The organism is [Clostridium] saccharolyticum WM1, assembly GCF_000144625.1.
In the GTDB taxonomy this organism is placed as follows: Bacteria; Bacillota; Clostridia; order Lachnospirales; family Lachnospiraceae; genus Lacrimispora; species Lacrimispora saccharolytica.
On the sequence record NC_014376.1, the window covers coordinates 1,124,973 to 1,150,775 of the forward strand.

Annotated in this window: 25 protein-coding genes; 18 read left to right on the forward strand and 7 right to left on the reverse strand. The window is 46.1% G+C overall.

Annotation, left to right across the window (positions count from 1 at the left end):
- Positions 1 to 48 precede the first annotated feature (48 nt).
- From CLOSA_RS05300 to CLOSA_RS05325, 6 genes are all read right to left on the reverse strand, one after another.
- Positions 49 to 1,401, reverse strand: a complete 1,353-nt coding sequence (locus CLOSA_RS05300; protein ID WP_013271741.1) for a uracil-xanthine permease family protein — start codon at positions 1,399 to 1,401, stop codon at positions 49 to 51.
- 33 nt (positions 1,402 to 1,434) lie between these two features.
- Complete coding sequence (gene arcC / locus CLOSA_RS05305; protein WP_013271742.1) at positions 1,435 to 2,379, reverse strand: carbamate kinase; 945 nt, start codon at positions 2,377 to 2,379, stop codon at positions 1,435 to 1,437.
- 113 nt (positions 2,380 to 2,492) lie between these two features.
- Complete coding sequence (gene ygeW, locus CLOSA_RS05310; RefSeq protein ID WP_013271743.1) at positions 2,493 to 3,686, reverse strand: knotted carbamoyltransferase YgeW; 1,194 nt, start codon at positions 3,684 to 3,686, stop codon at positions 2,493 to 2,495.
- Positions 3,687 to 3,881: 195 nt separating this feature from the next.
- Complete coding sequence (locus tag CLOSA_RS05315; protein WP_013271744.1) at positions 3,882 to 5,192, reverse strand: YgeY family selenium metabolism-linked hydrolase; 1,311 nt, start codon at positions 5,190 to 5,192, stop codon at positions 3,882 to 3,884.
- Positions 5,193 to 5,308: 116 nt separating this feature from the next.
- Positions 5,309 to 6,514 (reverse strand): diaminopropionate ammonia-lyase, encoded by a 1,206-nt coding sequence (dpaL, locus tag CLOSA_RS05320; RefSeq protein ID WP_013271745.1) that lies wholly within the window; start codon positions 6,512 to 6,514, stop codon positions 5,309 to 5,311.
- 34 nt (positions 6,515 to 6,548) lie between these two features.
- Positions 6,549 to 7,193 (reverse strand): helix-turn-helix transcriptional regulator, encoded by a 645-nt coding sequence (locus CLOSA_RS05325; protein ID WP_013271746.1) that lies wholly within the window; start codon positions 7,191 to 7,193, stop codon positions 6,549 to 6,551.
- Positions 7,194 to 7,523: 330 nt separating this feature from the next.
- Between CLOSA_RS05325 and ssnA the strand changes: the two genes are divergently transcribed.
- The 18 genes from ssnA (at position 7,524) to CLOSA_RS22575 (ending at position 25,509) form a co-directional block, all read left to right on the forward strand.
- Positions 7,524 to 8,858 carry a putative aminohydrolase SsnA gene (gene ssnA, locus CLOSA_RS05330; RefSeq protein WP_013271747.1) on the forward strand — a complete coding sequence of 445 codons (1,335 nt, stop codon included), beginning with the start codon at positions 7,524 to 7,526 and terminating at the stop codon, positions 8,856 to 8,858.
- Positions 8,859 to 8,967: 109 nt separating this feature from the next.
- Positions 8,968 to 11,958 (forward strand): putative selenate reductase subunit YgfK, encoded by a 2,991-nt coding sequence (ygfK, locus tag CLOSA_RS05335; RefSeq protein ID WP_013271748.1) that lies wholly within the window; start codon positions 8,968 to 8,970, stop codon positions 11,956 to 11,958.
- Between the two features lie 219 nt (positions 11,959 to 12,177).
- On the forward strand, positions 12,178 to 13,554 hold the full coding sequence (gene hydA / locus CLOSA_RS05340) for a dihydropyrimidinase (protein WP_041708490.1): 1,377 nt from the start codon (positions 12,178 to 12,180) through the stop codon (positions 13,552 to 13,554).
- The gene (gene yqeC / locus CLOSA_RS05345; RefSeq protein ID WP_013271750.1) at positions 13,554 to 14,351 is read left to right on the forward strand and encodes a selenium cofactor biosynthesis protein YqeC; all 798 of its coding nucleotides are present in this window, start codon (positions 13,554 to 13,556) and stop codon (positions 14,349 to 14,351) included. Before hydA ends, yqeC begins: the two co-directional genes overlap by 1 nt.
- 12 nt (positions 14,352 to 14,363) lie before the next feature.
- The gene (locus CLOSA_RS05350) at positions 14,364 to 14,723 is read left to right on the forward strand and encodes a winged helix-turn-helix domain-containing protein (protein ID WP_013271751.1); all 360 of its coding nucleotides are present in this window, start codon (positions 14,364 to 14,366) and stop codon (positions 14,721 to 14,723) included.
- 107 nt (positions 14,724 to 14,830) lie between these two features.
- The gene (locus tag CLOSA_RS05355) at positions 14,831 to 15,865 is read left to right on the forward strand and encodes a molybdopterin-binding protein (RefSeq protein ID WP_013271752.1); all 1,035 of its coding nucleotides are present in this window, start codon (positions 14,831 to 14,833) and stop codon (positions 15,863 to 15,865) included.
- Positions 15,866 to 15,894: 29 nt separating this feature from the next.
- Positions 15,895 to 16,398 carry a cyclic pyranopterin monophosphate synthase MoaC gene (moaC, locus tag CLOSA_RS05360; RefSeq protein ID WP_013271753.1) on the forward strand — a complete coding sequence of 168 codons (504 nt, stop codon included), beginning with the start codon at positions 15,895 to 15,897 and terminating at the stop codon, positions 16,396 to 16,398.
- The gene (gene moaA, locus CLOSA_RS05365; protein ID WP_013271754.1) at positions 16,391 to 17,359 is read left to right on the forward strand and encodes a GTP 3',8-cyclase MoaA; all 969 of its coding nucleotides are present in this window, start codon (positions 16,391 to 16,393) and stop codon (positions 17,357 to 17,359) included. Before moaC ends, moaA begins: the two co-directional genes overlap by 8 nt.
- Before the next feature lie 4 nt (positions 17,360 to 17,363).
- Positions 17,364 to 17,807, forward strand: coding sequence for an MOSC domain-containing protein (locus CLOSA_RS05370; protein WP_013271755.1), 444 nt, complete (start codon positions 17,364 to 17,366; stop codon positions 17,805 to 17,807).
- On the forward strand, positions 17,786 to 18,310 hold the full coding sequence (locus CLOSA_RS05375) for a MogA/MoaB family molybdenum cofactor biosynthesis protein (RefSeq protein WP_013271756.1): 525 nt from the start codon (positions 17,786 to 17,788) through the stop codon (positions 18,308 to 18,310). The genes CLOSA_RS05370 and CLOSA_RS05375 overlap by 22 nt, the downstream gene beginning before the upstream one ends.
- A gap of 107 nt (positions 18,311 to 18,417) precedes the next feature.
- The gene (gene yqeB, locus CLOSA_RS05380; RefSeq protein WP_013271757.1) at positions 18,418 to 19,209 is read left to right on the forward strand and encodes a selenium-dependent molybdenum cofactor biosynthesis protein YqeB; all 792 of its coding nucleotides are present in this window, start codon (positions 18,418 to 18,420) and stop codon (positions 19,207 to 19,209) included.
- A 124-nt stretch (positions 19,210 to 19,333) separates the two neighbouring features.
- Positions 19,334 to 19,909, forward strand: coding sequence for a nucleotidyltransferase family protein (locus CLOSA_RS05385; protein WP_013271758.1), 576 nt, complete (start codon positions 19,334 to 19,336; stop codon positions 19,907 to 19,909).
- A gap of 67 nt (positions 19,910 to 19,976) precedes the next feature.
- A complete protein-coding gene (locus tag CLOSA_RS05390) occupies positions 19,977 to 20,507 on the forward strand; it encodes a flavin reductase family protein (RefSeq protein ID WP_013271759.1) in 531 nt (176 codons plus the stop codon).
- A gap of 166 nt (positions 20,508 to 20,673) precedes the next feature.
- Positions 20,674 to 22,479 (forward strand): sensor domain-containing diguanylate cyclase/phosphohydrolase, encoded by a 1,806-nt coding sequence (locus CLOSA_RS22060; protein ID WP_013271760.1) that lies wholly within the window; start codon positions 20,674 to 20,676, stop codon positions 22,477 to 22,479.
- 212 nt (positions 22,480 to 22,691) lie between these two features.
- A complete protein-coding gene (locus CLOSA_RS05400; RefSeq protein ID WP_013271761.1) occupies positions 22,692 to 23,660 on the forward strand; it encodes a tocopherol cyclase family protein in 969 nt (322 codons plus the stop codon).
- Positions 23,661 to 23,814: 154 nt separating this feature from the next.
- Entirely contained in the window at positions 23,815 to 24,315 is a 501-nt protein-coding gene (locus CLOSA_RS05405; protein ID WP_013271762.1) for a C-GCAxxG-C-C family protein, read from the forward strand.
- The gene (locus tag CLOSA_RS05410; protein ID WP_013271763.1) at positions 24,308 to 25,213 is read left to right on the forward strand and encodes a TDT family transporter; all 906 of its coding nucleotides are present in this window, start codon (positions 24,308 to 24,310) and stop codon (positions 25,211 to 25,213) included. The genes CLOSA_RS05405 and CLOSA_RS05410 overlap by 8 nt, the downstream gene beginning before the upstream one ends.
- An 80-nt stretch (positions 25,214 to 25,293) precedes the next feature.
- The gene (locus tag CLOSA_RS22575) at positions 25,294 to 25,509 is read left to right on the forward strand and encodes a hypothetical protein (RefSeq protein ID WP_013271764.1); all 216 of its coding nucleotides are present in this window, start codon (positions 25,294 to 25,296) and stop codon (positions 25,507 to 25,509) included.
- 22 nt (positions 25,510 to 25,531) lie between these two features.
- On the opposite strand, the gene CLOSA_RS05415 is transcribed toward CLOSA_RS22575, so the two are convergent.
- Positions 25,532 to 25,789 (reverse strand): TfoX/Sxy family protein, encoded by a 258-nt coding sequence (locus CLOSA_RS05415; RefSeq protein ID WP_013271765.1) that lies wholly within the window; start codon positions 25,787 to 25,789, stop codon positions 25,532 to 25,534.
- Positions 25,790 to 25,803: the final 14 nt, after the last annotated feature.

Consider the following 25,803-nt stretch of genomic DNA (forward strand, 5'->3'; position numbering starts at 1 on the left):
AAAAAGGGCTATTGGATAGGATCCAATAGCCCGAAGTTTTATCAATTACTAGTTCTTACTTGCTTGATCTTTAGGAAGTACAATATTCAAAAAGATAGCTACAATGGTTGCTACAACCACTGGAGAACGGCCAAAGATGGTGGTTGTCCAAGCCGGGAAGGTCTGTAAAGAGGCCGGAGACTGAGAAATCCCCATACCGAGAGCAACCGCAAGACCTACAATGGATGTGTTCCGGAATGTCATCTTCTCTGATGTGATAAGCCTGATTCCAGTCATAGCGATGGAAGCAAATACCGATACGGTTGCGCCTCCAAGTACGCACTGAGGAATGGTGGTAAGCAAAGCGGAAAATTTAGGAACTAAACCGGCTGCCAATAAAATCACAGCAGTCATTCCCAGGATGCAGCGGTTAACAACTTTCGTCGTTATTACGATACCAACGTTCTGGCTGTAGGTTGCAGTAGGAAGACCACCTAAGAGAGCTCCAATTAAGTTGGTAAATCCGTAGCCCATAATTCCGCCCCGAAGTTCCTTGTTTGTTGGCTCACGGTCAATAGATCCGGTGGTAGTGGCTGTTAAGTCACCAATTGCCTGAACCGAGTTGATGGCAAATAAGAGTCCAATGGCAACACATGAGGATGGTTCAAATACAACTCCAAAATGAAGTGGCTGCGGAACCTGGAAAATAGCAGCAGTTCCAACGTTGGCAAAATTAATCATACCGAAGGAGAGTGCAACAATATAACCCACGATAAGTCCGATTAAGATGGAAGCCAGCTTAAAAATGCCTTTTCCAAAGTGATTCAAAGTGGTTACGACTGCCAGGGTGATTAATGCCACCAGCCAGTTCTGCCAGGAGCCGTACCGCAGCAAGCCTTCCACATCCTTATTGGCAACACCGCCTGCCATATAGTTAATGGCTGTCGGATAAAGAGAAAGTCCAATCGTAAATACGACCGTTCCGGTAATAAGCGGCGGGAAGAATTTACGGATGCGTGTTACACCAAAGCCTACGAGGAAAGCTACCACACCGCCTACCATCTGAGCTCCCAGGATCGCTGCCACGCCGTAATCTGCGGCAATGGCCTGCATACTTGGAACATAAGCAAAGCTGATGCCCATGATGACAGGAAGAGCAGATCCAAGATGGAAGCCTTCTTTGCTTCCTATGGGGAAGAGCTGAAGAAGAGTGGATAAAGCGGATACTACCAGGGCAGCCTGAATCAGGATAACCCGGTCCCCAGGACTAAGCTGGGCAACGTTTGCTACGATGATGGCAGGAGTTACACAGCCTACGATCATGGCTACAAGATGCTGTATGGCCAGTGGAATCGCCTGTGAAAATTTTGGAATACCATCCATTTCAAAGATAGAAGCGTATTGCTTATTAGATTCTTTCATTGTAAAAGTTCCTCCTTAGGAAATATTAACGGTTTACTTATGAATATGAGTTCCGGTTTTTCCCAGGATTCCCTCTTTTGCTTTCTCAAGCAAAGTGATAAGCGCATTGCGCCCTTCCTTGGAATCTGCGAATTTCACGGCAGCCTGAACCTTTGGCAGCATGGAGCCAGGAGCAAAATGTCCTTCTCCGATGTACTGGCGGGCTTCGTCTGTTGTGATATCGTCCAACCATTTCTCTTCCGGTTTACCGAAGTTTATTGCTACTTTCTCGACTGCTGTCAGGATGATTAAGAAATCCGCATCCAGTTCTTCTGCCAGCAGTTCGCTTGCAAAATCTTTATCAATCACCGCGCTTGCGCCTTTTAAGTGGTTTCCCTGTAAAGTTACAGGAATGCCGCCGCCGCCGCAGGCGATAACCAGCTGTCCGGAATCCACAAGGGAGCGGATTGCGCCGATTTCAATGATCTCAGCAGGATTTGGAGAAGCTACCACACGGCGGTATCCCCGTCCGGCATCTTCTTTTGTGATGTATCCGTATTTTTCTTCAGCCAGCTTTGCTTCTTCTTCCGTCATGAAGTGGCCGATGGGCTTGCTGGGAGAGTTAAAAGCAGGATCGTTTTCATCTACACGAACCTGAGTGATCATGGTGGTTACAGGAATGTTGGTAATGTTCCGGTTTACCAGCTCTTCTCTTAAAGCGTTCTGTAAGTCGTAGCCGATATAAGCCTGGCTCATTGCCACGCATACAGAGAGAGGAGTATTAGGCTGTTTGGGATCTTCCCGGGTTAAAGCGCTCATTGCGTTGTTGATCATACCCACCTGCGGGCCGTTGCCGTGAACCACCACTACTTCACAGCCTTCTTCGATCAGGTCAACGATTGCTTTTGACGTGATCTTTACTGCAGTCATCTGCTCTGGTAAAGTATTACCTAATGCATTGCCGCCTAACGCAATAACAATTCTCTTTTTCTTTTCCATTTTGTTATCCTCTTAACGATTAAGAATTATTTAAAAGGCGCACCTGTATCCTTTGAATCGGCTGCGGGTGCGCCTGGAGTTCTTACATATGGAGCAGTTGCCCCTGTATGAAATTATTCAAAAATTCTTGGAGCTTTTTTAACTTCCAGCTTCTTTAAGATTTCCTGTGGATTCTTAAATTTGCTTAAGAAGATCATAGAAGCGATTACATATGGCTTGTAGCTGGCTTCTTTGTATAACGGATCACGGTAACGATCGAATACAGTAGCTTCTACTTCACCGTCTACACAGCTTACATCGTTGATGTCAGCAGGTAAGCAGTGCATGTAAAGAGCCTTGCCGTCTTTTGTTGTCTTCATTAATTCTTCTGTACAGCACCAGTCTTTGTGCTGTGCGTTCTGAGACAGTAATTCTTTCTCAAGAGCCTTGATGCCGTCAGAATCGCCTTCTGCGTAAAGATTGGTTCTCTTTTCCATAGCAGCAAATGGAGCCCAGCTCTTTGGATATACAACATCTGCATCCTTGAATGCATCAGCCATATCGTTGGAGATGCGGAAGGAACCGCCGGATTTCTCAGCGTTCTTCTTTGCAACTTCAACTACTTCAGGCATAACCTCATAGCCTTCCGGATGAGCTAAAACAACTTCCATACCCATACGGGTCATTAAGCCGATGATTCCCTGAGGAACGGATAATGGCTTTCCGTAGGAAGGAGAGTAAGCCCATGTCATAGCCAGCTTTTTGCCCTTTAAGTTCTCAAGGCCGCCCATTTCATGGATGATATGAAGAGCATCAGCCATACTCTGGGTTGGATGATCGATGTCACACTGTAAGTTTACTAAAGTAGGTCTCTGCTCTAAGATTCCGTCCTTATTTCCCTGGGTAACGGCTTCCATAAATTCATGCATGTAAGCATTTCCCTTGCCGATATACATATCGTCGCGGATACCGATTACATCTGCCATGAAGGAAACCATGTTAGCTGTTTCACGAACGGTCTCGCCGTGAGCTACCTGGGATTTGCCCTCGTCTAAATCCTGTACTTCCAGACCAAGTAAGTTACATGCAGAAGCGAAGGAGAAACGGGTACGTGTGGAGTTGTCGCGGAATAAGGAGATTCCAAGGCCGCTTTCAAATACTTTTGTGGAAATGTTATTTTCCCTCATAAAGCGGAGAGCGTCAGCAACGGTCCAGACAGCTTCCAGCTCGGCATCGCTTTTTTCCCAGGTTAAGAAGAAGTCATTCTCATACATTTCCTTAAAATTTAAGGAATTCAGTTTGTCAATGTAATCCTGTAAGGTTTTCATAAAATCGTTAGCCTCCTGATTTTTTCTTTTTTTAGTGGTATCTATCCTTTATGCAGTCTGCCAGGCATTGATTGGGGAAGGAATGATCGGCAGACGGCAAAAATGATTGTTAGGAGCGGCGGCAGGCCATTCTATGGCCCGCTGCCGGAATTATGGTTCCAAAATGGTTCCTTGATAGCTTGCTATGGGTTCTGTTTATTTGCAGTAAGCGCTTGGAAGTGCTGCGTATACGGCTGCACAGGTTACCAGATCCTGCTTCCAGGTCTTCTCGTTAGGAGCATGAGCCTGAGCCTCTGCGCCAGGACCGAAGCCGATGCATGGGATACCGTTACGGCCCATGATGGAAACTCCGTTTGTAGAGAAGGTCCACTTATCAGTAAGAGGACGGGCGGTTCTCATTGCAACTGTTTCTTCAGCACCGATTCTTGCATCACCGTAAAGGTTCTTGTAAGCATCTTCCAGTGCCTTGGTAACAGCGTGATCCTCCGGGATAACCCAGGTTGGGAAGTAGCACTCGATGGGATAGGTAAGTCCTGTATAAGAAGGACGGGAATATTCATACATGGAAACAGTCACGTCATCGCCGTATTTCTTCACGTTTGGAAGATTACGGATTTCATCCAGACAGCTTTCCCATGTTTCGCCTGCGGTCATACGGCGGTCTAAGGATACGGAACAGGAGTCAGCAACTGCACAGCGGCTTGGGGAGGTGAAGAAGATCTCGGAAGCAGTAACAGTACCGCGGCCTAAGAAGTTCGCTTCTTTCCACTCTTTGTTGTATTTCTCATCAAGCATTTTTACAAGGCCTTTGATTTCCTTGTCATCAGCAGCATCGTTCTCGTTAAGTGAGCGGACATCCTGAAGAATATCAGCCATCTTGTAGATTGCGTTGTCACCGCGCTCCGGTGCGGAACCATGGCAGGAAATACCCTTTACGTCAATACGGATTTCCATACGGCCTCTCTGTCCGCGGTAGATACCGCCGTCAGTCGGCTCTGTGGAAACAACGAATTCCGGACGAACCTTCCCTTCGTTGATGATATACTGCCAGCAAAGACCGTCACAGTCTTCTTCCTGAACAGTACCGGTAACCAGAACGGTGTATTTGTCATTTAAAAGACCTAAGTCCTTCATAATTCTTGCACCGTAAACAGCAGATACGATACCGCCGCACTGATCGGATACGCCACGGCCGCCGATTTCTGTTTCGTTTTCGTAACCTTCGTATGGATCGAATGTCCAGTTATTCTTGTTGCCGATACCAACCGTATCAATATGAGCGTCAAATCCAATTAAAGTATTGCCAGTTCCCATATAACCTAATACATTGCCCATGCCGTCAATTTCTACTTTGTCGAAATCCAGCTTCCGCATTTCTTCTGCGATGCGGTCGATATGAGCTTTTTCATCACAGCTCTCGCCTGGGAATTTAACGATTTCCCGTAAGAATTTTGTCATGTCAGCTTCATAATTTTGTGCTGCTTCTTTGATTTTGTTGTAATCCATGTTTTTGTCCTCCATTTTATAATTTATTTAGGAAGTTCGATTCGCCTTTGGCTCATCGAACGGCTAATTTTCTAAGTTCAGTCCGCACTGCGTTTGTCTCACTAAGAAAATCATGCCTAACGTTCTTTTCCTTCCCAGACAATCGCTTTGTAACGATCCGGGTCGGTGTCACCCTCAGTAGAGAAGAGGAGAACCTTTGAATCCTTATTAAGTCCTAAATGCTTTCTTAAATCCTTATATTCATCAAGAAGCATGATGCAGGTTAAAACTCCGAAGGGAGCAGCACCTGATTCACCGGAAGTTACCGGAGCATCGCCTTTGACAGGAGCAGCAAGCATTCTCATCCCTTGTGCAGCTACCCAGTCAGGAGCTGATACAAAGGTATCTACATGATTCTTTAAGATATCCCAGGAGATGGTATTTGGCTCACCGCAGGCAAGACCGGCCATAATGGTCTGCATGTCGCCGTCTACAATGCGGATCTGTCCGTCACCGGCTTTTGCTCCCTTATAGAGACAGTCTGCCACATCAGCTTCCACAACGACCACCTTAGGCGGATTCTCAGGATAGCGGTTAGCGAAATATCCCTGAACAGCGCCTGCAAGAGAACCTACGCCAGCCTGAACAAACACATGGGTAGGTCTGTCGCAGCCATATTCTTCAAGCTGCTCATTGGCTTCCAGAGCCATGGTTCCGTAACCCTGCATGATCCAGGCAGGAATCTCTTCGTAACCATCCCAGGCAGTATCCTGTACCACAACACCGTTTTTCGTCTTTGAAGCAGCATCAGCAGCCATACGAACGCATTCGTCATAGTTGACTTCCTCGATGGTAACGGTAGCACCTTCTGCTTTAATATTATTGAAACGGGTGATCGTGGAGCCCTTTGGCATGTAAACAACGGACTTCTGGCCTAATTTATTCGCTGCCCATGCAACACCACGTCCATGATTTCCATCGGTAGCGGTGAAGAAGGTAGCCTGGCCAAATTCTTCCCTTAAAGCTTCCGAAGTTAGGACGCTGTATGGAAGATCGGAAACATCCTTTCCAGTCTGCTTTGCGATGTACTTTGCGATGGCAAAGGATCCGCCCAATACCTTGAATGCATTTAAGCCGAACCGGTAGGATTCGTCTTTCATGTAAACCTGGCCAAGGCCTAAATAATCAGCCATGTGATCCAGCTTTACAAGAGGAGTCTTGCTGTACTGGGGAAAGCTTTCATGGAATACTCGTGCTTTCTTGATTTCATCAAGGGCCATGACCGGTAAATTCTTATCATCGGTCTTTGGCATGGTGTTTACAACCCATTCGATTGGTTTCATGATTACTGAATCTCCTTTTTCTTATTTAATTATGTTACTTTTCTTTATTCGTATCCATATAACTGTATAAAGTGAATTTGGATATGCCAAAATAATTGGAAACCTTATCACCTGACCTTGTGACCAGGAATGCTCCGGCATCGTTTAGATACTGGATCGCTGCAACTTTGTCATCCTTGCTCATGAGGGCCACAGGTTTGCCCACAAGAGCTACGGACTGTTCGATCAGCGCATCGAGAAGATCGTTCACATTATGAGTGATTCTCCTTGGCTGTTTCTCATCGTCTTCTGCTTCCGCGGTGGATAGAAGGGATTTTAAGGAATTGTCTATGGTAAGCAGGCCTGTGATATCATAATTAAGGGCCAGAATGTAATCAATGGTATTATTTTTCCCTCTAATATACATGGTACTGGATTTTAGAATCCTGCCGTCATCGGTTCTTGTTAAATAAGAAAGGCGGTCTTTTAAAAGATCAGGATTCTTTTTTAAAGTCTCAAGAACGATTTCCGAGGGACCATCCCCCAGCTTACGGTTGCTTACCTGGCCGTTTTCGATATAGACAATGGAACTTTCAATATCTTCTTTCCTTAAATCATGGATAACTACCTCGCAGTTATTTCCAAAATGGGTAGCGATTCCAAGAGCGATCTGAGTCAGTAGTTCAAGTTTTGTATCCATCATTTGGCCTCCCCTCATGTGAACTTCTTATACACCCATCATAGCATAAAAAATTAAAATTACAAGTGGTTTTCTAAAAAATTTTTAGGTTCTCTAAATTTTTTTTGAATTTTATGCTTGCATTTCTTTATATGAAATGATACACTGTATTCAGTAAGGTATTTATGGTGTAATCTGTATAGAAAATGACGAATTATGAGAGTGAGTATAAGCAGATTGCGGAAATAAAGTGCAGCCGTAGGGGAAGTGCCTATGTGAGGTTTGTACAGTTGAAAATTTTAAGGTTTCACTTTAATAATGTTAAAAATTGGAAAAAAAGGAGATGGAAACATGCTGGTTATCGGGAATGGAAGAATGATTACAAGAGACCCTCAAAATCCGTTTTTTGAGAACGGTGCAGTTGCAATGGAGGAGGGTGTGATCCGTAAGGTTGGAACTACGGAGGAAATGAAAAAAGCATATCCGGACGCGGAGTATATCGATGCAAAAGGCGGAGTCATTATGCCTGCCTTTATTAATGCCCATGAACATATTTACAGCTCTTTTGCCAGAGGATTAAGCATCAATGGATATGATCCACATGGATTCTTAGAGATCCTTGACGGAATGTGGTGGACCATTGACCGCAATCTCACATTGGAAGAGACCAGGTTAAGCGCCATGGCAACCTACATCGATTCTATAAAGAACGGTGTAACAACTACGTTTGACCACCATGCAAGCTTCGGACATATTACAGATTCCCTGTTTAAGATTGAAGAAGCTGCGAAAGCTACGGGTGTCCGTTCCTGCTTATGCTATGAGGTTTCCGACCGTGACGGCAAGGAAAAGGCAAAGGAAGCAGTTCTGGAGAATGAAGCATTCATCAAGCACGCTCTGGCAGATGACAGCGACATGATTGCAGGAATGATGGGTATGCACGCCCAGTTCACCATTTCTGATGAGACCATGGAGCTTGCAGCTTCCCACAAGCCGGAAGGAGTTGGTTATCACATTCATGTGGCAGAAGGAATTGAGGATCTTCATGACTGCCTTAAGAAATACGGCAAGCGGATCGTAGACCGTCTGATGGACTGCAATATCCTTGGAGAGAAGACCCTGCTTGGACACTGCATCTACATTAATCCTCATGAAATGCAGTTAATTAAGGACACGGATACCATGGTAGTCCACAATCCGGAATCCAACATGGGCAATGCATGCGGTTGTCCTCCCACCATGGAGCTGGTTCACAGGGGAATCTTAACAGGTCTGGGAACCGATGGCTATACCCATGACATGACAGAATCCTATAAAGTAGCCAATGTTTTACACAAGCATCATTTATGCGATCCTAATGCGGCATGGGGCGAAGTTCCCAAGATGCTGTTTGAAGGAAATGCAAAGATCGCAGGCCGTTACTTTAAGAAGCCTTTGGGCATATTAAAAGAGGGTGCAGCAGCTGACGTAATCGTTACCGATTACATTCCGTTAACACCAATGAATGGGGATAACTGTAACAGCCATATTCTTTTCGGAATGACCGGACGCAGCGTGGTAACCACAGTAGGCAACGGAAAAGTGCTGATGAAGGACCGTATCCTTACAGCCATTGATGAGGAAAAGGTGATGGCAGACTGCAGACAGGCTGCGGCCGAACTGGCAAGCCGGATCAATTCCAGGTAATAACAGTTTCATTTAAACAGGTAAAGTAGTAAAATATACAATACAGATTATTCACGGAGGGTTGTCTGAAGGTTCTGACACTGGACAACCCCGTTACAGGAGGTAAAAAATGGGAGATAGAATGACACCAATGCCATTTGATCAGTTAGTGGATTGGATCGTAAAGGAACATGATAACAGCGGTACTGTTTTCGGAGTCTACAGACCCTATAAGGCCGATAAGAAAAACAACAGAAAAATTTTTGGACGAACCTTAGAGACACCTATGGGACCGGCAGCAGGCCCTCACACCCAGCTGACTCAGAACATTGTGGCTTCCTATTATTCAGGCAGCCGTTTCTTTGAGTTAAAGACTGTTCAGATTTTAGACGGAGAAGATCTGCCTGTAAGCAAACCATGTATCAGGGCAGACGATGAGTGCTATAACTGTGAGTGGTCTACAGAGCTTTATGTTCCCCAGGCTCAGGATGAGTATATTAAGGCATGGATCCTGCTTCATATTATTGCCAAGGAATATGGCCTTGGAGCGATGGACGGCTTCCAGTTCAACATGAGTGTAGGCTATGACTTAGAGGGAATCAAATCCCCTAAGGTTAACAGCTTTATTGATAACATGAAGGATGCGAAGGATACGGAGATGTTTAAATCCTGCAAGAGCTACCTCTTAAATCATATGGATTTATTTAAGCATGTGACCAAAGAGGACATTGAGAACATTCCTTCTGAAATCTGCAATTCCGTGACCCTTTCTACACTTCACGGATGTCCTCCTCAGGAAATTCAGAGAATTGCCACTTATCTGATTGAGGAAAAAGGACTGAACACCTTTATCAAGTGCAACCCGACTCTTCTTGGTTACGAATTTGCAAGAAATACCATGGATGAGATGGGATATGATTATATCGCCTTCGGTGATTTCCACTTCCTTGATGACTTACAGTATGAGGATGCGGTTCCTATGTTAAAGAACCTTATGGCTCTGGCAGAGAAAAAGAACTTAGAGTTCGGTGTTAAGATCACCAACACCTTCCCTGTAGATGTAAGAAATAACGAGCTTCCAAGCGAAGAGATGTATATGTCCGGAAAGTCCTTATATCCTCTTTCCATTTCACTGGCAGCCAAGCTGGCAAAGGAATTTGACGGAAAATTAAGAATTTCCTTCTCAGGCGGTGCGGATTACCATAACATTAAGGCAATTGTAGATGCGGGAATCTGGCCTGTGACCGTTGCCACCACTCTTTTAAAGCCAGGCGGCTATCAGAGACTGTTACAGATCGCAGAGAAGCTGGAAGACGGCAACGTCAAGTTTACGGGAGTTGATCCGGAAAAGACAGCGAAACTGGCAGAGGATTCTGTTCATGATCCTCATCACAGAAAGGCAGTAAAACCTCTTCCCATCCGAAAGATGGCAAAGAGCGTACCCCTCATTGACTGTTATGTAGCTCCATGCAAAGACGCCTGCCCCATCCATCAGGATATTACTACCTATTTACAGCTATCCGGAGCAGGAAAATACGAAGACGCCATAAAAGTAATCGCAGAGAAGAATCCGCTTCCTTTCATAACAGGAACTATCTGTGCCCATAACTGTATGAGCAAGTGTAACCGGAACTATTATGAAGATCCGGTGAACATCCGCGGTGTCAAGCTGGTCTGTGCGGAAGGCGGCTATGATACGTTCATGAAGGAAATTAAGGCAGGGGAACTGAAAGGCAAAAAGACCGCAGTGATCGGAGGCGGCCCGGCTGGACTTGCAGCCGCATACTTCCTCACAAAGAACGGCATGCCTGCAACTATTTTTGAAAAGACCGGCACCCTTGGCGGCGTAGTGAAACATGTGATCCCCGGATTCCGTATTTCAGACGAAGCGATTGACAAGGATGCGGCTCTGTCTCTTGCATATGGAGCTGAGGTAAGATATAACACGGAAGTAACTGATTTAGAAGCCTTAAAGAAAGAAGGCTTTGACTATATCATCCTTGCCACCGGTGCATCCAAGCCAGGCGTGTTAAAGCTTGAGGCAGGTGAAACCATCAATGCACTGGATTTCCTTGCCCAGTTTAAGGCTGCTGACGGAAAACTGGATATTGGCAAAAACGTGGTAGTCATCGGCGGCGGAAACACTGCCATGGATACGGCAAGAGCGGTGAAGCGAACAGAAGGCGTGGAGCATTCCTACCTGGTTTACCGGAGAACAAAACGCTATATGCCGGCAGATGAGGAAGAGTTAGAGATGGCACTGGAAGACGGTGTGGAATTCAAGGAACTGCTGTCTCCGGTAGCGCTTAAAAACGGAAAACTCCTTTGCAAGGTAATGAAGCTTTCCGATACCGATGCCACCGGCAGAAGGAACATTGTGGAAACAGAAGAAACTGTGGAAATTCCTGCGGATACTGTGATCGCAGCAGTTGGCGAGCAGGTTCCTACAGAATTCTATGAAGCAAACGGTATCAATGTAAATAACAAGGGCAAAGTTCTTGTAAATGAGGAAACTCTGGAGACAAGCGCAGCCGGTGTTTACGTGGTAGGTGACGGACTCTTTGGACCGGCAACTGTTGTAGAGGCTATGAGAGATGCCCGCATGGCTGCTGAAGCTATTTTAGGCAAAAAGGCTGCTGTGGACTTTGATGATACCGTGGATAACTTAGAAAAGATCTATGACAAGCGCGGTATCCTTGGAGAAACCAAGGATTATAAGGTAGAAGATTCCCGATGCCTTGGCTGCTCCAATGTCTGTGAAAACTGTGCGGAAGTCTGTCCAAACCGAGCAAACCTGGCATTGAATATTCCTGGCTTATCCATGCACCAGATCGTCCATGTGGACTATATGTGCAACGAGTGCGGAAACTGTAAGAGCTTCTGTCCATATGACAGTGCTCCTTACTTGGATAAGTTCACTTTATTCGCTAACGAGGCTGATATGGAAAACAGCAAGAACGAAGGCTTTGTTGTATTGGATAAGGCAGAGATTGCCTGCAAGGTGCGGTACCTTGGAAATATTCTTACCTGGAAAGCCGGTGAAAAGGACAGTGTCATTCCGGATGGACTTAGAAAAATCATGGAAACTGTCTGCAAGGAGTATGATTATATTTTAGGATAAAATCCTGAGGTAAAAGGAAAAGTAATTGTATTGGAATTGAATCGGCGCAGTCGGAGAAAAGTTTTCTCCCTGCGCCTTTCCATCTTGGCAGATGAAACCTCTTCCAGGGAACCCTAAATGCCCTGAGAAGATTAAGGAAAAGAGGAATGATCCATTACACGGAATCAGAAAGCAGGCTGTAAAAGGCCGAGACAGCGAAAAGAAAGGAAGTAGATGTTTATGAAAACCCTATTAAAGGGCGGAACTGTAGTATCGGGAAGCGGTCTTAACCAGGCGGATGTCCTCATGGATGAGGGAAAGATTCAGGCAGTGGAACCAGGAATCCAGGCGGAGGGAGCAAAAGTCATTGATGTAACAGGAAAGCTTTTGTTTCCCGGGTTTATTGATGCCCACACCCATTTCGACCTTCATGTGGCAGGAACCGTGACGGCGGATAATTTTGAGACGGGAACAAAGGCCGCATTGTCAGGCGGAACCACGATGATCATTGATTTTGCCACCCAATATCAGGGCGAAACTCTGGAAAAAGCTCTGGAAAACTGGCATAAAAAAGCCGATGGGAACGCATCCTGTGATTATGGCTTTCATCTGGCGATCTCTGACTGGAACCCTTCCATCAGCAAGGAATTGGAAGAAATCGTTGAAAACGGTGTAACCTCCTTTAAGCTTTACATGACTTATGATGAAATGTACTTAAATGATAAGAAGATCTATCAGGTACTGAAGCGGTTAAAAGAAGTGGGAGGGATTGCCGGTGTTCATTGTGAGAACATGGGGATCATACAGGCACTGGTGGAAGAAGAAAAGGCAAAGGGGAACTTATCGATCAGCGCTCACAAAAAAACCAGACCTGCCCCGGTAGAAGCGGAAGCCATCGGCAGGCTGTTAAAAATCGCAGGCCTGGCGGAGGCCCCGGTGATTATTGTCCATTTAAGCTCCGGAGAGGGCTATCAGGAAGTGAAATATGCCAGGGAGCGGGGACAGGAAATTTACGTGGAGACCTGCCCGCAGTACCTGCTCCTGGATGAAAGCGTGTATGAACTGCCCGGCTTTGAAAGCAGCAAGTATGTAATTTCACCCACCATTAAGAAGGAAAAGGACAGCATCAGGCTCTGGAATGCCCTGCTGAAGAATCACATTCAGACCTTAGCCACGGATCACTGCAGTTTTACTACCGCTCAGAAGGCGGCAGGAAAAGAGGATTTTACAAAAATTCCAAACGGAATGCCTGGTGTGGAATCCCGTCCGGTCCTACTATACAGCTTTGGAGTGCTGGAGCATAACCTGAAGCTGGAACAGATGTGCCGGCTGCTGTCTGAAAATCCTGCAAAGCTTTATGGCGTTTATCCTCAGAAAGGGGCGATTGCTCCTGGAAGCGATGGGGATCTCGTGGTGTGGAATCCGAATGTCCAGTGGACGATGTCCGTAGAAAACCAGGTGGCAAATGTGGATTATTGCCCCTTTGAGGGAACTGATGTTAAAGGGAAAGCGGAGCTTGTATTCTTAAAGGGCCGTCTGGCTGCAAAAGATGGTCAGGTGGTATTGGAGAAAAGCGGTTCCTATGTTCCCAGAAAGAGGCGCATGGAGCTGTACTAATGGGATCAAAGAATGTCTATACCTTGAAAAAGCAGGAAGGGAAACTGAATGTGACAAGGAGGGCCTCCTTATGGGAGGCCCTGGGATATCTCTTTCAGGAGCATATGGTCATTGCCTTGACCGGCGGCGGCGGTAAGACCAGTGCCATGTTTACCCTGGCCGATGAACTGGCAGATATGGGAAAGCGTGTGATCGTTACCACCAGCACTCATATCTTTTATCCTGAGGACCGGGAAGTAGTGCTGGCAGACCGGGCAGGGACCGTGGAGGAATACTTAAGGGGACGAAAAGAATGGTTTTCTGACCCCTCAGGCCAGGTTCTGGTAACAGGACAGCCGGCAGCCGAAGGAAAATTAAAAGGCATGGCCCTTGAAGAAATGGAACAGCTCCCAGGTCTGGCTGACGTGCTGCTTTTGGAAGCGGACGGAGCAAAGCGTCTTCCTTTGAAGATTCCAAGGGAAGGGGAGCCTGCCCTGTTAAAAAACACCTATGGGGTGATCGGCTGCGCCGGACTGGATGCCATTGGCTGCCAATGGAAAGAAAAATGTTTCCGATGGGAACTTGCAGAAAAGACATTTGGCTGGAAGACGGATAAAAGTCTCATTACTACGGCTCATATGGCCAAGATCCTTGCAAGCAGCCATGGGACCAGAAAGGGAGCAGAATCCATGGAATACCGGATTTTACTGAATAAGGCTGATGATGAAGACCGGCTGTCCCTGGGAGTCCGTGTGGCGGAATGCCTGGGGGAAGATTGGTCCGGACGATGTGTGATAACCAGTTTTTCTATGCAGTAGAAAAGGATTAGCATGAAAGATACAAAAAAAGAAGAAAGAACGCTTAAGTACCATTTAAAGCTTCGCATTTATTATGAAGAGCGCAATTTCGGTCCTGGAGTAGCAAGTTTAATGAAGCTTGTGAGGGAAAGGGGGTCCCTTTCGGCTGCCTGCCAGGAACTGAATATGGCTTATTCCAAAGCGTGGAAAATCATTAACAAGGCAGAAGAGGATCTGGGTTTTTCCCTGATGGAAGGAAGACGGGGCGGTGAAAACGGCGGTACAACCGTATTAACAGAAGAAGGTGAAACGTTTCTGGACCGGTACCTGGCATTCACGGAGGAAGCAGAGGCAGCACTGGAAGAATTATTTTACAAATATTTTACCGGATGATATAATAATACGATAGCGTTTTTGCAAAGGTGGATATTCTTACTTGAGAATAACAAAGCCAGCCGTTGTATCGTAAATAATGTGTTAGTACGAAAGGAGAGGGAACATTGAAGGAAATCAGAACAGTAGATGCGGTAGGGCAGGTCCTCTGCCATGATATGACTCAAATCATACCTGGAGTCATGAAGGATGCAAGATTCCGGAAAGGACATGTAGTGACAGAGGAAGACATTCCGGTGCTGTTGTCCATGGGAAAAGAACATATTTATGTCTGGGAGAAAGATGATTCCCTTTACCATGAAAATGAAGCTGCTGAAATCCTGTGCAGTCTCTGTATGAATGACCATATGGAACGCAGCGAGGTAAAGGAAGGAAAGATTGAGTTGAAATCAACGGTTCGGGGCCTGTTAAAAATAGACACCGGGCTTTTGGATAGAATAAACAGCCAGGGGAACATGATGATTGCCTCCAGGCATCCCAACACTCCGGTGGAGCCTGGGGACAAGCTGTGCGGTACAAGGATCATTCCCCTTGTTATTAAAAAAGAAGAGATGGAAGAGGCCAGGAAACTTTGCAAAGGAAAGAAGATTTTTGCCGTACTGCCCTATCTGGACAAAAAGGTAGGACTGGTGACCACGGGCAGCGAGGTATTCCATGGAAGAGTAAAGGATTCTTTCGGTCCTGTGTTAAAGGCTAAAGTGGAAGAGTTTGGCGGTCAGATCCTTGGACAGACGGTCACTGATGATAAACCGGAGCATACCACAGAAGCGATTATGGAATTTATCCGCCAGGGAGCCGACATGGTGCTTGTCAGCGGCGGCATGAGCGTTGACCCGGATGACAAGACTCCGCTTGCCATCCGAAACACAGGAGCAGAGGTAATATCCTATGGTGCTCCCGTACTCCCGGGAGCCATGTTCCTGCTTTCTTATTACAAAAAGGACGGGAAAAACATTCCCATAACCGGGCTTCCCGGCTGCGTCATGTATTCTAAGAGAACCGTGTTTGATCTGGTGCTTCCAAGGCTTATGGCTGATGATCCGGTAACAAAGGAGGATCTGGACAAGCTGGGAAAAGGAGGACTTTGCCTTTCCTGCGATGTCTGTTATTACCCTAACTGCGGCTTTGGAAAGGGCTGGTAGATACTACAGGTGGAAAGGTTGATAAAAATATGAGCGGACTGACACATTTTGATGAACAGGGAAATGCCCGCATGGTGGACGTAGGCGAAAAGGCGGAGACGGACCGGATCGCTGTGGCACACGGGTTTATTACGGTCAATCAGGAGGTTTTTGAGGCCATTTCCCAGGGGACTGCAAAAAAAGGTGATGTTCTTGGAGTCTCCAGAGTGGCAGGGATCATGGGTGCAAAAAGAACCTCTGAACTTATCCCCCTGTGCCATGGGCTGATGCTTACCAAGTGCACCGTGGATTTTGTGCTTCATGAGGAAAGCCGTTCGGTAGAGGCCGTCTGTACGGTCAGGACCCAGGGAAAGACCGGTGTGGAGATGGAAGCCCTGACAGGGGTGAATATCGCTTTGCTGACCATATATGACATGTGCAAGGCCATGGACCGGGGAATGACCATCAGCCAAATCTGCCTTTTAAAAAAGGATGGCGGAAAGAGCGGACTCTATGAGAAGGACTCTGGCAGCAGGGGGAAAGACCATGATTGATCGATGCAGCAGAACCATTGATTATATCCGGATCTCCGTCACAGACCGATGCAATTTAAGGTGCGTCTACTGTATGCCTGAGGAGGGGATTGTCCCTATGAGCCACGGGGACATCCTTACTTACCATGAGATCTTAAGGATCTGCGAAGCCGGCGCCCGCCTTGGAATCCGCAAGGTGAAGGTGACAGGCGGGGAGCCTTTGGTGAGAAAGGATATAGAAGTTCTGATCAAGGGGCTTCAGTCGATTCCCGGAATCGAAGATGTGACAATGACGACCAATGGCTGTCTTTTAAAGGAGAAAGCTGCCTTATTAAAGGCTGCTGGTTTATCAAGTGTCAATGTGAGTCTGGATACCCTGAATCCAGAGCGGTTTGCTGAAATCACAAGAAGAGACTGCTTTGAATCTGTCATGGAGGGAATCGAAAGCGCACTGGAAGCAGGGTTGAAAGTAAAGATAAACTGTGCGGTTATGGAAGAGCTTTCAAAGGAAGAGGTACTAGCTTTTGCCAGGTTTTCCATGGAACGCAGGATTCCGGTCCGTTTTATTGAGATGATGCCAATCGGTCAGGGGAAACGTTACAAAGCAATGGAAAATGACGACCTTGCGGGAATTCTGTCTGAGACCTTCGGACCGCTTAGGGAAAGCCGGGAGGTAAAAGGCAATGGTCCTGCCGTTTATTATACATGGGGAAATGAAACGGGTTTTGTGGGTTTTATCAGTGCGGTCAGCCACAGATTCTGCGGCTCCTGCAACCGGGTGAGACTGACCTCCGACGGATTTTTAAAGCTTTGTCTGGACAGTCCGGCAGGAGTGGATTTAAAAAGACCTTTGCGTGAGGGAATCTCTGACGGGGATCTTCTTGACCTGATGAAGCAGAGTATTCAAAGTAAGCCGGAAAGCCATCATTTTGAAGAAGACAATGGCGAAGCAAGCCCCAATATGAACCAGATAGGAGGATAAGCAGATGGGAAAGGTTATGGCTGTCTGTATCAGCGAAAAAAAAGGAACCCAGAAAGTCAGGGTGGAAGAAGGACATTTTATTGAAGAACACGGAATCGAAGGCGATGCTCATGCAGGCAAATGGCACAGGCAGGTGAGTCTTTTATCCTTTGATACCATAGAGGATTTTAAGGCCAGAGGTGCGCAGATCGGGAATGGAGCCTTTGGGGAAAACATTATCGTCCAGGGCATTGATCTGATCCATCTTCCCATTGGCACAAGGTTAACGTGCGGGGATATACTTCTGGAGGTGACTCAAATAGGCAAGGAATGTCACTCCCATTGTGAGATATACAAGAAAATGGGAGAATGCATTATGCCGTCCAACGGGATCTTTACAAGAGTCCTCCATGGCGGGATCATGAAGGAAGGGGATGAAATCACAGTATGTACCGGGCAGGAATCGTAACCTTAAGTGACAAGGGAGCCGCCGGAGAGCGGGAAGATGTAAGCGGCGCAGTGATAAGGGAAATATTGGAGAAATCAGGTTTTGAGGTGATCAGTTACAGACTTCTGGCTGATGAAGGAGAGGCACTTAAGGAAGAGCTTATTCGATTAAGCGATAAGGTGGAATGCGATCTGGTACTGACCACAGGAGGGACCGGCTTTTCGCCAAGAGATGTGACTCCCGAGGCCACTTTGGCTGTAGCGGACCGCAATGCGCCTGGGATCTCTGAAGCCATACGGGCTTACAGCATGACCGTGACCAAACGGGCCATGCTAAGCAGGGGGGCCAGCGTCATCCGGGGGGCGACCCTTATCATTAACCTGCCTGGAAGCCCAAAAGCAGTGAGGGAGAGTCTGGAATACATTCTGGATCCTCTGTTTCATGGTCTTGAGATTTTGTCAGGAAGAGGCGGAGAATGCGCCAGAGCGGATATTCAGCAATCCCATGGGAAATCATTTATTTAAATCGTATGCCTAAGGGCATTCAATACAGCCTGGACCGGATACAGGAATACAGGCATTCCTGTTCTGGCTCCTTGCATGCAGAAATAAATCGGAAGGTCTAGGATACAATGAAAGTATTGATAAAAGGAGCAGGTGACCTGGCCACAGGCATTGGATGCCGTCTTCACCGCTGCGGTTTTGATCTGGTCATGACTGACATCCCTGTCCCTACTACGGTACGGCGGACAGTGGCTTTTTCCAGGGCGGTCTATGAAGGACAGGCAAAGGTGGAGGATATAACAGGGGTTTTATGCCACAGCCTGGAGGAAATTCAGGAGACCATAGCAAGGGATCAGGTAGCAGTGGTGGTAGACGAGGAATGCAGGATCCGGGAAGAATGGAAACCGGATGTGGTGGTGGATGCCATAATTGCAAAGAAGAATCTGGGAACCAGGATAACCGATGCTGAAGTGGTAGTAGGCGTTGGTCCTGGTTTTACGGCCGGTCTTGACTGCCATGTGGTGGTGGAAACCAAAAGAGGCCATAATCTGGGCCGCTGTATTTGGGAGGGAAGCGCTTATCCCAATACAGGTGTTCCGGGAATGATCGGAGGCTATGACAAGGAACGGATCATCCGCGCCACGGATGACGGGTTATTTCAAGGCCAGGTGAAAATCGGAGATCTGGTGGATAAAGGCGACCTGGTAGGTTATTCCGGGGACAGCCCCATCTATGCTCTGGTGGGAGGCGTTGTCAGAGGACTTCTCCAGGACGGCGTGGAAGTAACAACGGGAATGAAGTCAGGAGATATTGATCCGAGAGGAATCGTTGAGAACTGCTACACCATCTCAGATAAGGCGGCTTCCATCGGCGGAGGTGTCCTGGAGGCTATTTTAAGTCTGAAAAAGAAAAAAAGGTGATGTCCCGGAAAGTCAGGCTGATAGAAAACATCTTTCAGCCTTGAGTTTGTGAATCAACTGGATATACAGGCATTTCCGCTTGGTTCATTTACAGGTAAAATGATGGAAAAGGGAGGTTTATGGCATGAAACTGGCACTTATCCTTCTGGCAGCAGGCGACAGCCGGAGATTTAACGGCAATAAGCTGCTTCATGAATTTAATGGAAAACCCATGTACCAATCTATTATCGAGGAAGTGGAGAAGCTTCCTGATGATCTCTTCCACAGGAAGGTGGCCGTCACCCAGTACCAGGAGATTATGGACTGCATGATGGATCGTGGCTATGAGGTGGTGGAAAACAGGGAGAGCAGCCTTGGCATCTCCCATTCCATCCATCTGGCGCTTCAAGCTCTTGAGAATGAGGAAACAGATTATTGCTTTGCGGTCTGTGACCAGCCCTACTTAAAGGCGGCTACCATAGAAGGTCTGGTAAAGGGATGGCAAGACAGCGGAAAGGGGATCGGCTGTCTATGCAACATGGGGGCATTGGGTAATCCGGCCATATTTTCCAGAAGTTACTTAAAGGAGCTGCTTTCCCTGGAAGGAGATGTGGGGGGAAAAAGGATCATCCGGAAGCATATTGTAGATTTATACCTTCATGAGGTGGCGGATGGCCTGGAGCTGGTGGATATTGATGTACGAAAAAATACCCAGACCTGAACAAAGGCTCATTCTGTTATCTTGTTGGAATATATATAATAAATATAAAACAGTTGGAGGTAATGAAATGTTAAGACCAGTTGACCTAAAACAAGTGCCCATGGATGCAATCACAATGATAGGAAAAGAATGGATGCTGATTTCTGCGGGCACCCATCAGAAGTATAATATGATGACAGCCAGTTGGGGCGGGATCGGGATCATGTGGAATAAAAATGTTACCAACATTGTTCTGCGTCCCCAGAGATATACCCTGGAATTTATTAACCGGAGCGAGTATTATGCACTCAATTTTTTCGGCGACCAATGCAGGTCTGCATTAAACTACTGCGGTTCCCACTCCGGAAGGGATGTAGACAAAGAGAAGGAAACAGGTCTCACTCCTGTTTTTGATGGGAAAGCGCCTTATTTTTCTGAGGCAAGGCTGGTTCTTATCTGCCGTAAGCTTTATCAGCAGACCATAGATCCCAACGGCTTTTTTGATAAAACCTTAGACCAGCAAAACTATCCCAACAAAGATTATCATGAACATATCATAGGAGAGATCGTTCAGGTATTAATGGCCGATGAATGCATGCGGCTGGGTGAAATCTTATAAGGCAAAAAAACATGAAAGGAAGGGCATTCGGCGGCCCTTCTTTTTTGCAGCGTTTTAAGTTATTTTTTAAGGGAAAAAGTTGGTAATATGTTCCTTATGGAATCAAAATAGTGTATAATACGGAAGAGAGGACAATTTTGTCGTCACCGATTGAAGGGGGAGTTGTATGATTAAAAGGCTGAAAGATAAAATCGATGCTCTTAACAATAAAAAAGATCCTTTAAAACAGGAAGGCTTGAAAATCTGTTTCATATATTCTCTTTTTGGTTTTGTCTGGATTTATTTTTCAGACCAAACCCTTAACCGTCTGGTCCACGATCCTTCTGCAAGGATGATGATCCATACCTACAAGGGAATTATGTATGTTTTGTTTACTGCTGCCATCCTATATTATTTAATATCCAACCTTTTAAGAAAAGTGGAACAGGCAGAGTGCAGACTGAGCAGGAGCAATGATGATCTGTCTGCCGCCAATGTGGAGCTGATGGAATATCTGGACCAGCTGACCGTATCAGAAAGAGAGCTGAGAATACAGTATGATACGATTATGGAGTATGACCAAAGGTTAAATGTAAGCGAAGAGAAATATAAAACGGTCATCAGCCAGATGCAGCTGGGTATGGCATTGTATGAGAGAACCTCTGACGATGATATTCGAAATTACAGGCTGGTGGATGCCAACCACAGTTATGAAGTGCTGACAGGATTAAAAAAAGAGGACATTATTGGAAAATATTTTTTCGAAATACATAAAAATATCGAAGCAGAAAACCTGGACAAGCTGGCTGCCACCATTAAAACAGGGGAGTCCGCCCGGTACGAGCGGTTTCAGCAGAATACCAGCTATTATTATGAGATCATTGCCTCCCGCCCCAAGGAAGACCAGCTGGCTATTATATTAAATGATATCACCAAAAGAAAACAGGCGGAGGAGCGTTTGCATTATTTAAGCAATCACGACCAGCTGACAGGATTGTACAACAGGAGATTTTTTGAGGAACAGCTGAGAAGGCTGGATTCCCCGGAGTATTATCCCCTGGTGATTACCATGGCCGATATCAATGGCTTGAAGCTTATGAATGATTCCTTCGGACATACGGTTGGGGATAAGTATATTCAAAGGGTGGCTGGAGTTTTCTTGGAATGCTGCAGGGATAAGGATATCATATGCAGGCTGGGAGGAGATGAATTTATCATTGTTTCCCCCAATACCGATGTAAGAGAAATCAAGGAGGTCATCGGCAGGGTCAACGAACGTACAAAGCAGGAAGCTATAAATAAGGTCACTCTTTCTGTTTCTTTCGGCTATAGCGTGAAGTACACGGAAGAGGAATCCATATTAGAAGTTCTTAAAAAGGCTGAGGACTACATGTACAAGAAAAAGCTGCTGGAGACCTCGGGGATGAGAGGGAAGACTATTTACACGATTATGGCGGCTCTTCATGAGAAAAACCCAAGGGAAGAACAGCATTCCCTTCGGGTGTCGGAGCTGTGCGAAAGGATGGGGACGGCTCTTGGACTGCAGGAGGATGAGGTAAAAGAGCTGAGGACCGTAGGCCTTCTCCATGATATCGGCAAAGTAGCGATTGAAGAAGGAATACTGAATAAAAACGGAAAGCTGATTGAGAAGGAGTGGGAAGAGATAAAAAAACACCCGGAAATCGGCTACCGGATTTTAAGCACAGTCAATGAACTGTCGGAAATGGCGGATTACGTTCTGGCCCACCATGAACGGTGGGATGGGAATGGTTATCCCAAAGGGCTTAAAGGAAATGAAATACCGGTCCAATCCAGGATCATCGCCATTGCAGATGCATACGATGCCATGATCAGTGAAAGAAGCTATCGCAGGGCTTTGCCAAAGGAATATGCCATCAGTGAACTGGTTAAGGGTGCCGGCACCCAGTTCTGCGGGGAGTACGTTCATGTATTTATCCATAAGGTAGTCCAGGATGAAGAAATGAGCGTGTAGCATAAAAGCACATAGAAACAGGTCTGTCTTTTCTTAGGGACAGGCCTGTTTTCATCCGGCTTACGGTTGGAGGCTTTTGAAGAGACCGGGTAGGTTTTAAAAGTACAGGAGACGGGAATTCATGAAAGACAGGCGTTTCTGATTATGTTTCCTGACATTTGGTAACCATATGTCTAGAAGTATCAATGAACTAGAAAGGAGATATGGTTCCGTTGTCAGATTACAGAAATAAACATTGGGGAAATAAAATAATAAAACTTCTTAGGAACGGATGTTCTTCTTTCCCAAAGAGAATCAAGTATTTTGAGGGCTGGTATTTCAAGCATCAAAATGCGGATGCGGTTCTGGCCTTGATACCCGGTCACAGTATAGATGAAAAAGGCAGGAAACATCCATTTTTACAAATTATATGGAATGAAAACTCTTATACTCTTGATTTTTCGGAAGAGGACTATCTGTCAGACAGAAAAAGAAGAAGAATCATTCTTGGAAACAATCTCTTTTCTCCGGAAGGCGTTAAGCTGGATATCCAGTCAAAGGAGATCACCATTCAGGGCATCATCCGCTATGGCTCTTTCAGTCCCATCGCCTATTCCATAATGGGACCTTTTCAATGGGTCCCCTTTATGGAGTGCAGCCATGAAATAATCAGCATGGCACACGATCTTAAGGGGAGTCTTAAGGTCAATGGGAAGCTTTTGGATTTTAACGGAGAAAAAGGATATATAGAGGGAGATAAAGGCAGGTCCTTTCCCAGGGATTACTTATGGCTCCAATGCAACCGGTTCCCCCAAGAGGCATCGGTCATGGTTTCCATTGCCCATATTCCTTTTATCGGACACAGCTTTCAGGGCTGTATCTGCGTCATCCAGTATCAGGGGGAGGAATTCCGCTTTGCCACTTATCTGGGGGTAAAGGTGGTTTGCAAAAGGGAAACTGCAGTTATATTAAGACAGGGAGAATACACCTTTAAAATATTTCTGTCGAACCGGAACAGGAAGAAAACTGCCAGGTTTTCCCACAGCCTTCTGGCACCGGATCAGGGAAGGATGGTACGCTTTATCAAAGAGGAGCATTTACTGTTAGGGAGGTTTCTCCTGTATAAAGGAGAGAGTCTGATCTTTGATCTGACCAGTGATCATGTCAGCTTTGAGTATGTACCGGAACCGGAATATCAATGAATTGAATCCAGTTTTAGCAGATATTTCATTTTCTGACGGCATGTAATAGATATTTCCTATAAGTATGGCTTATTTATAGAATTTATGAATTGGACGTAGGCCTTAAATCTTAATAGAATAGAATTATCAATAAACATGCAGGAGGATACATGAGATGAATGTGAAACAGGCGGTTAGTGTAAAAAAAATCGGAGATGATGCGGAAGCTCTGTTTCGGGGAGGCTTTTTTTGCTCAGAGGCCGTTGTAAGCGCTATCAGATCAAATTTTGAACTGGATATCCCAGAGGAAGTTATCGCTATGGCTTCCGGATTTCCAGTAGGAATCGGCCGTTCCAAGTGTCTGTGCGGAGCGGTATCCGGGGGAGTAATGGCCCTTGGCATATTCTTTGGACGGACAAGACAGGGGGATCCGAAGGTGGAAAAGAATCTGGAAGTATCGAAGGAGCTTCACGACTGGTTTAAGGAAAACAATGGGAAGAATGCCTTATGCTGCAGGATTTTGACCAAGGAATTTGATATGGGAAAAGGAGAGCACAAGGAACAGTGCATATATTTCACAGGACTGGTTGCTAAAAAGGTTGCTGAAATCGTGGTTCGGGAATATGGACTTACCAATACCGATGAACGAAAGCCTGGGGAGGGATGCAATGATTAAGAAAATTCCCATTCCCATGGCAGGACTGTCCCTTGGATTTGCAGCATTGGGTAATCTTCTCCAAAGTTATTCGGAAGCCATACGCCTGCTGTGCGGAGTCATATCAGCCATATTGGCGGTTTTGTTTTTGTGTAAATGTATTTTACATTTTGATATGGTAAAAGAAGATATGAAAAATCCGGTGATGGCAAGCGTTTCAGGGACCTTTTCCATGGCCGTGATACTGCTGTCTGCCTATGCCAAACCTTTTCTCCGGGGCGGTGCAGTCTATATCTGGTATTCTGGAATCGCCCTTCACGTTCTCCTTATGGTGTATTTTACCGCCCGTTTTCTTTATAAGCTGAATATGAAAGCTGTATTTGCAAGCTACTATATTGTATATGTGGGGATTGTGACGGCAAGCGTAACAGCGCCTGCATTTGGGCGTACCGGACTGGGAATTGGCATCTTCTGGTTCGGCCTTGTCTGGTGCCTGATTTTACTGGTTCTTGTGACGGCCCGGTATGTAAAATATAAAGAGATCGCTGAGCCGGCCAGGCCGCTGTTCTGCATTTACACGGCTCCGGTCAGCCTTTGCCTGGCCGGATACCTTCAGTCTGCGGAAATGAAATCCGTGACCATGGTATTCCTGCTCATGATACTGGCCGGAGGATTATATGTGACGGTGCTGATTTATCTGCCAAGGTTCCTGGCTCTGCCTTTTTACCCAAGCTACGCAGCGTTTACATTTCCAGTGGTTATCAGTGCCATCGCCATGAAGATGTCAACGGCGTTCCTGGGGAAAATGGGCTATGCCGTAGGAATTCTGCCGGGGGTAGTCCTTGTCGAAACCGTGATTGCCGTATGTCTGGTGGTTTACGTTTTCATTCGGTACATGAAATTTTTATTCAGTAAATAAGTATTTCCGGACCAGCCTTTGCTCATAAGAGGAGAGAAAGAGGGGAAGATAAGAACAGGACGTTTTTCGGGAGTAATGCGATGAATCTTATCTTTCTTTTAATGGCCTTGCTGCCAATCATAGTTGGAGCATTGGGGATTGCTTTGATATGTTATTATTTCTATCTGTGGATGAAGGGCTTCCGGTTCATAAAATACCGGTTGGCAGGAGAAATCTGTCTACTGGCCGTACTGGCATATTTTCTGTTGTTCTTTATCTTCTGGTTCATGGGCCTTGGCCTGGCTTCCGGCTCATAAGAGGAGCTGGCCGGGCCTTTCCTCATAATTTGTGAAACTTATAAAAATCCTTTAATTCCTCTTTCCTCTCCTGAGAAAGGAGGACTTTTTTTATGCCCTGTATGGCTCCTTCCAGGGCATACAGCCGGTGGATGCAGGCAGAGGCGTCAATGGCCTGGATCCTAAGCCAGGCTTGTTCTGCACCTGTTTCTTTTAATTCTTCATAAGTAAAGATTCCGGTTTCATTTAGCTGCCGTTCCACTTCTTTTCCAATGTTTGGAAGCTTAGTTAATTCTCCCATCCAGGTTCTCCTTT

Excerpts from the sequence above, each read along its gene's own strand:
- CLOSA_RS05300 (WP_013271741.1), bottom strand. The coding sequence starts at position 1,401 with ATGAAAGAATCTAATAAGCAATACGCTTCTATCTTTGAAATGGATGGT.
- arcC (WP_013271742.1), bottom strand. The coding sequence starts at position 2,379 with ATGGAAAAGAAAAAGAGAATTGTTATTGCGTTAGGCGGCAATGCATTA.
- ygeW (WP_013271743.1), bottom strand. The coding sequence starts at position 3,686 with ATGAAAACCTTACAGGATTACATTGACAAACTGAATTCCTTAAATTTT.
- CLOSA_RS05315 (WP_013271744.1), bottom strand. The coding sequence starts at position 5,192 with ATGGATTACAACAAAATCAAAGAAGCAGCACAAAATTATGAAGCTGAC.
- dpaL (WP_013271745.1), bottom strand. The coding sequence starts at position 6,514 with ATGAAACCAATCGAATGGGTTGTAAACACCATGCCAAAGACCGATGAT.
- CLOSA_RS05325 (WP_013271746.1), bottom strand. The coding sequence starts at position 7,193 with ATGGATACAAAACTTGAACTACTGACTCAGATCGCTCTTGGAATCGCT.
- ssnA (WP_013271747.1), top strand. The coding sequence starts at position 7,524 with ATGCTGGTTATCGGGAATGGAAGAATGATTACAAGAGACCCTCAAAAT.
- ygfK (WP_013271748.1), top strand. The coding sequence starts at position 8,968 with ATGGGAGATAGAATGACACCAATGCCATTTGATCAGTTAGTGGATTGG.
- hydA (WP_041708490.1), top strand. The coding sequence starts at position 12,178 with ATGAAAACCCTATTAAAGGGCGGAACTGTAGTATCGGGAAGCGGTCTT.
- yqeC (WP_013271750.1), top strand. The coding sequence starts at position 13,554 with ATGGGATCAAAGAATGTCTATACCTTGAAAAAGCAGGAAGGGAAACTG.
- CLOSA_RS05350 (WP_013271751.1), top strand. The coding sequence starts at position 14,364 with ATGAAAGATACAAAAAAAGAAGAAAGAACGCTTAAGTACCATTTAAAG.
- moaC (WP_013271753.1), top strand. The coding sequence starts at position 15,895 with ATGAGCGGACTGACACATTTTGATGAACAGGGAAATGCCCGCATGGTG.
- moaA (WP_013271754.1), top strand. The coding sequence starts at position 16,391 with ATGATTGATCGATGCAGCAGAACCATTGATTATATCCGGATCTCCGTC.
- CLOSA_RS05370 (WP_013271755.1), top strand. The coding sequence starts at position 17,364 with ATGGGAAAGGTTATGGCTGTCTGTATCAGCGAAAAAAAAGGAACCCAG.
- CLOSA_RS05375 (WP_013271756.1), top strand. The coding sequence starts at position 17,786 with ATGTACCGGGCAGGAATCGTAACCTTAAGTGACAAGGGAGCCGCCGGA.
- yqeB (WP_013271757.1), top strand. The coding sequence starts at position 18,418 with ATGAAAGTATTGATAAAAGGAGCAGGTGACCTGGCCACAGGCATTGGA.
- CLOSA_RS05385 (WP_013271758.1), top strand. The coding sequence starts at position 19,334 with ATGAAACTGGCACTTATCCTTCTGGCAGCAGGCGACAGCCGGAGATTT.
- CLOSA_RS05390 (WP_013271759.1), top strand. The coding sequence starts at position 19,977 with ATGTTAAGACCAGTTGACCTAAAACAAGTGCCCATGGATGCAATCACA.
- CLOSA_RS22060 (WP_013271760.1), top strand. The coding sequence starts at position 20,674 with ATGATTAAAAGGCTGAAAGATAAAATCGATGCTCTTAACAATAAAAAA.
- CLOSA_RS05405 (WP_013271762.1), top strand. The coding sequence starts at position 23,815 with ATGAATGTGAAACAGGCGGTTAGTGTAAAAAAAATCGGAGATGATGCG.
- CLOSA_RS05410 (WP_013271763.1), top strand. The coding sequence starts at position 24,308 with ATGATTAAGAAAATTCCCATTCCCATGGCAGGACTGTCCCTTGGATTT.
- CLOSA_RS22575 (WP_013271764.1), top strand. The coding sequence starts at position 25,294 with ATGAATCTTATCTTTCTTTTAATGGCCTTGCTGCCAATCATAGTTGGA.
- CLOSA_RS05415 (WP_013271765.1), bottom strand. The coding sequence starts at position 25,789 with ATGGGAGAATTAACTAAGCTTCCAAACATTGGAAAAGAAGTGGAACGG.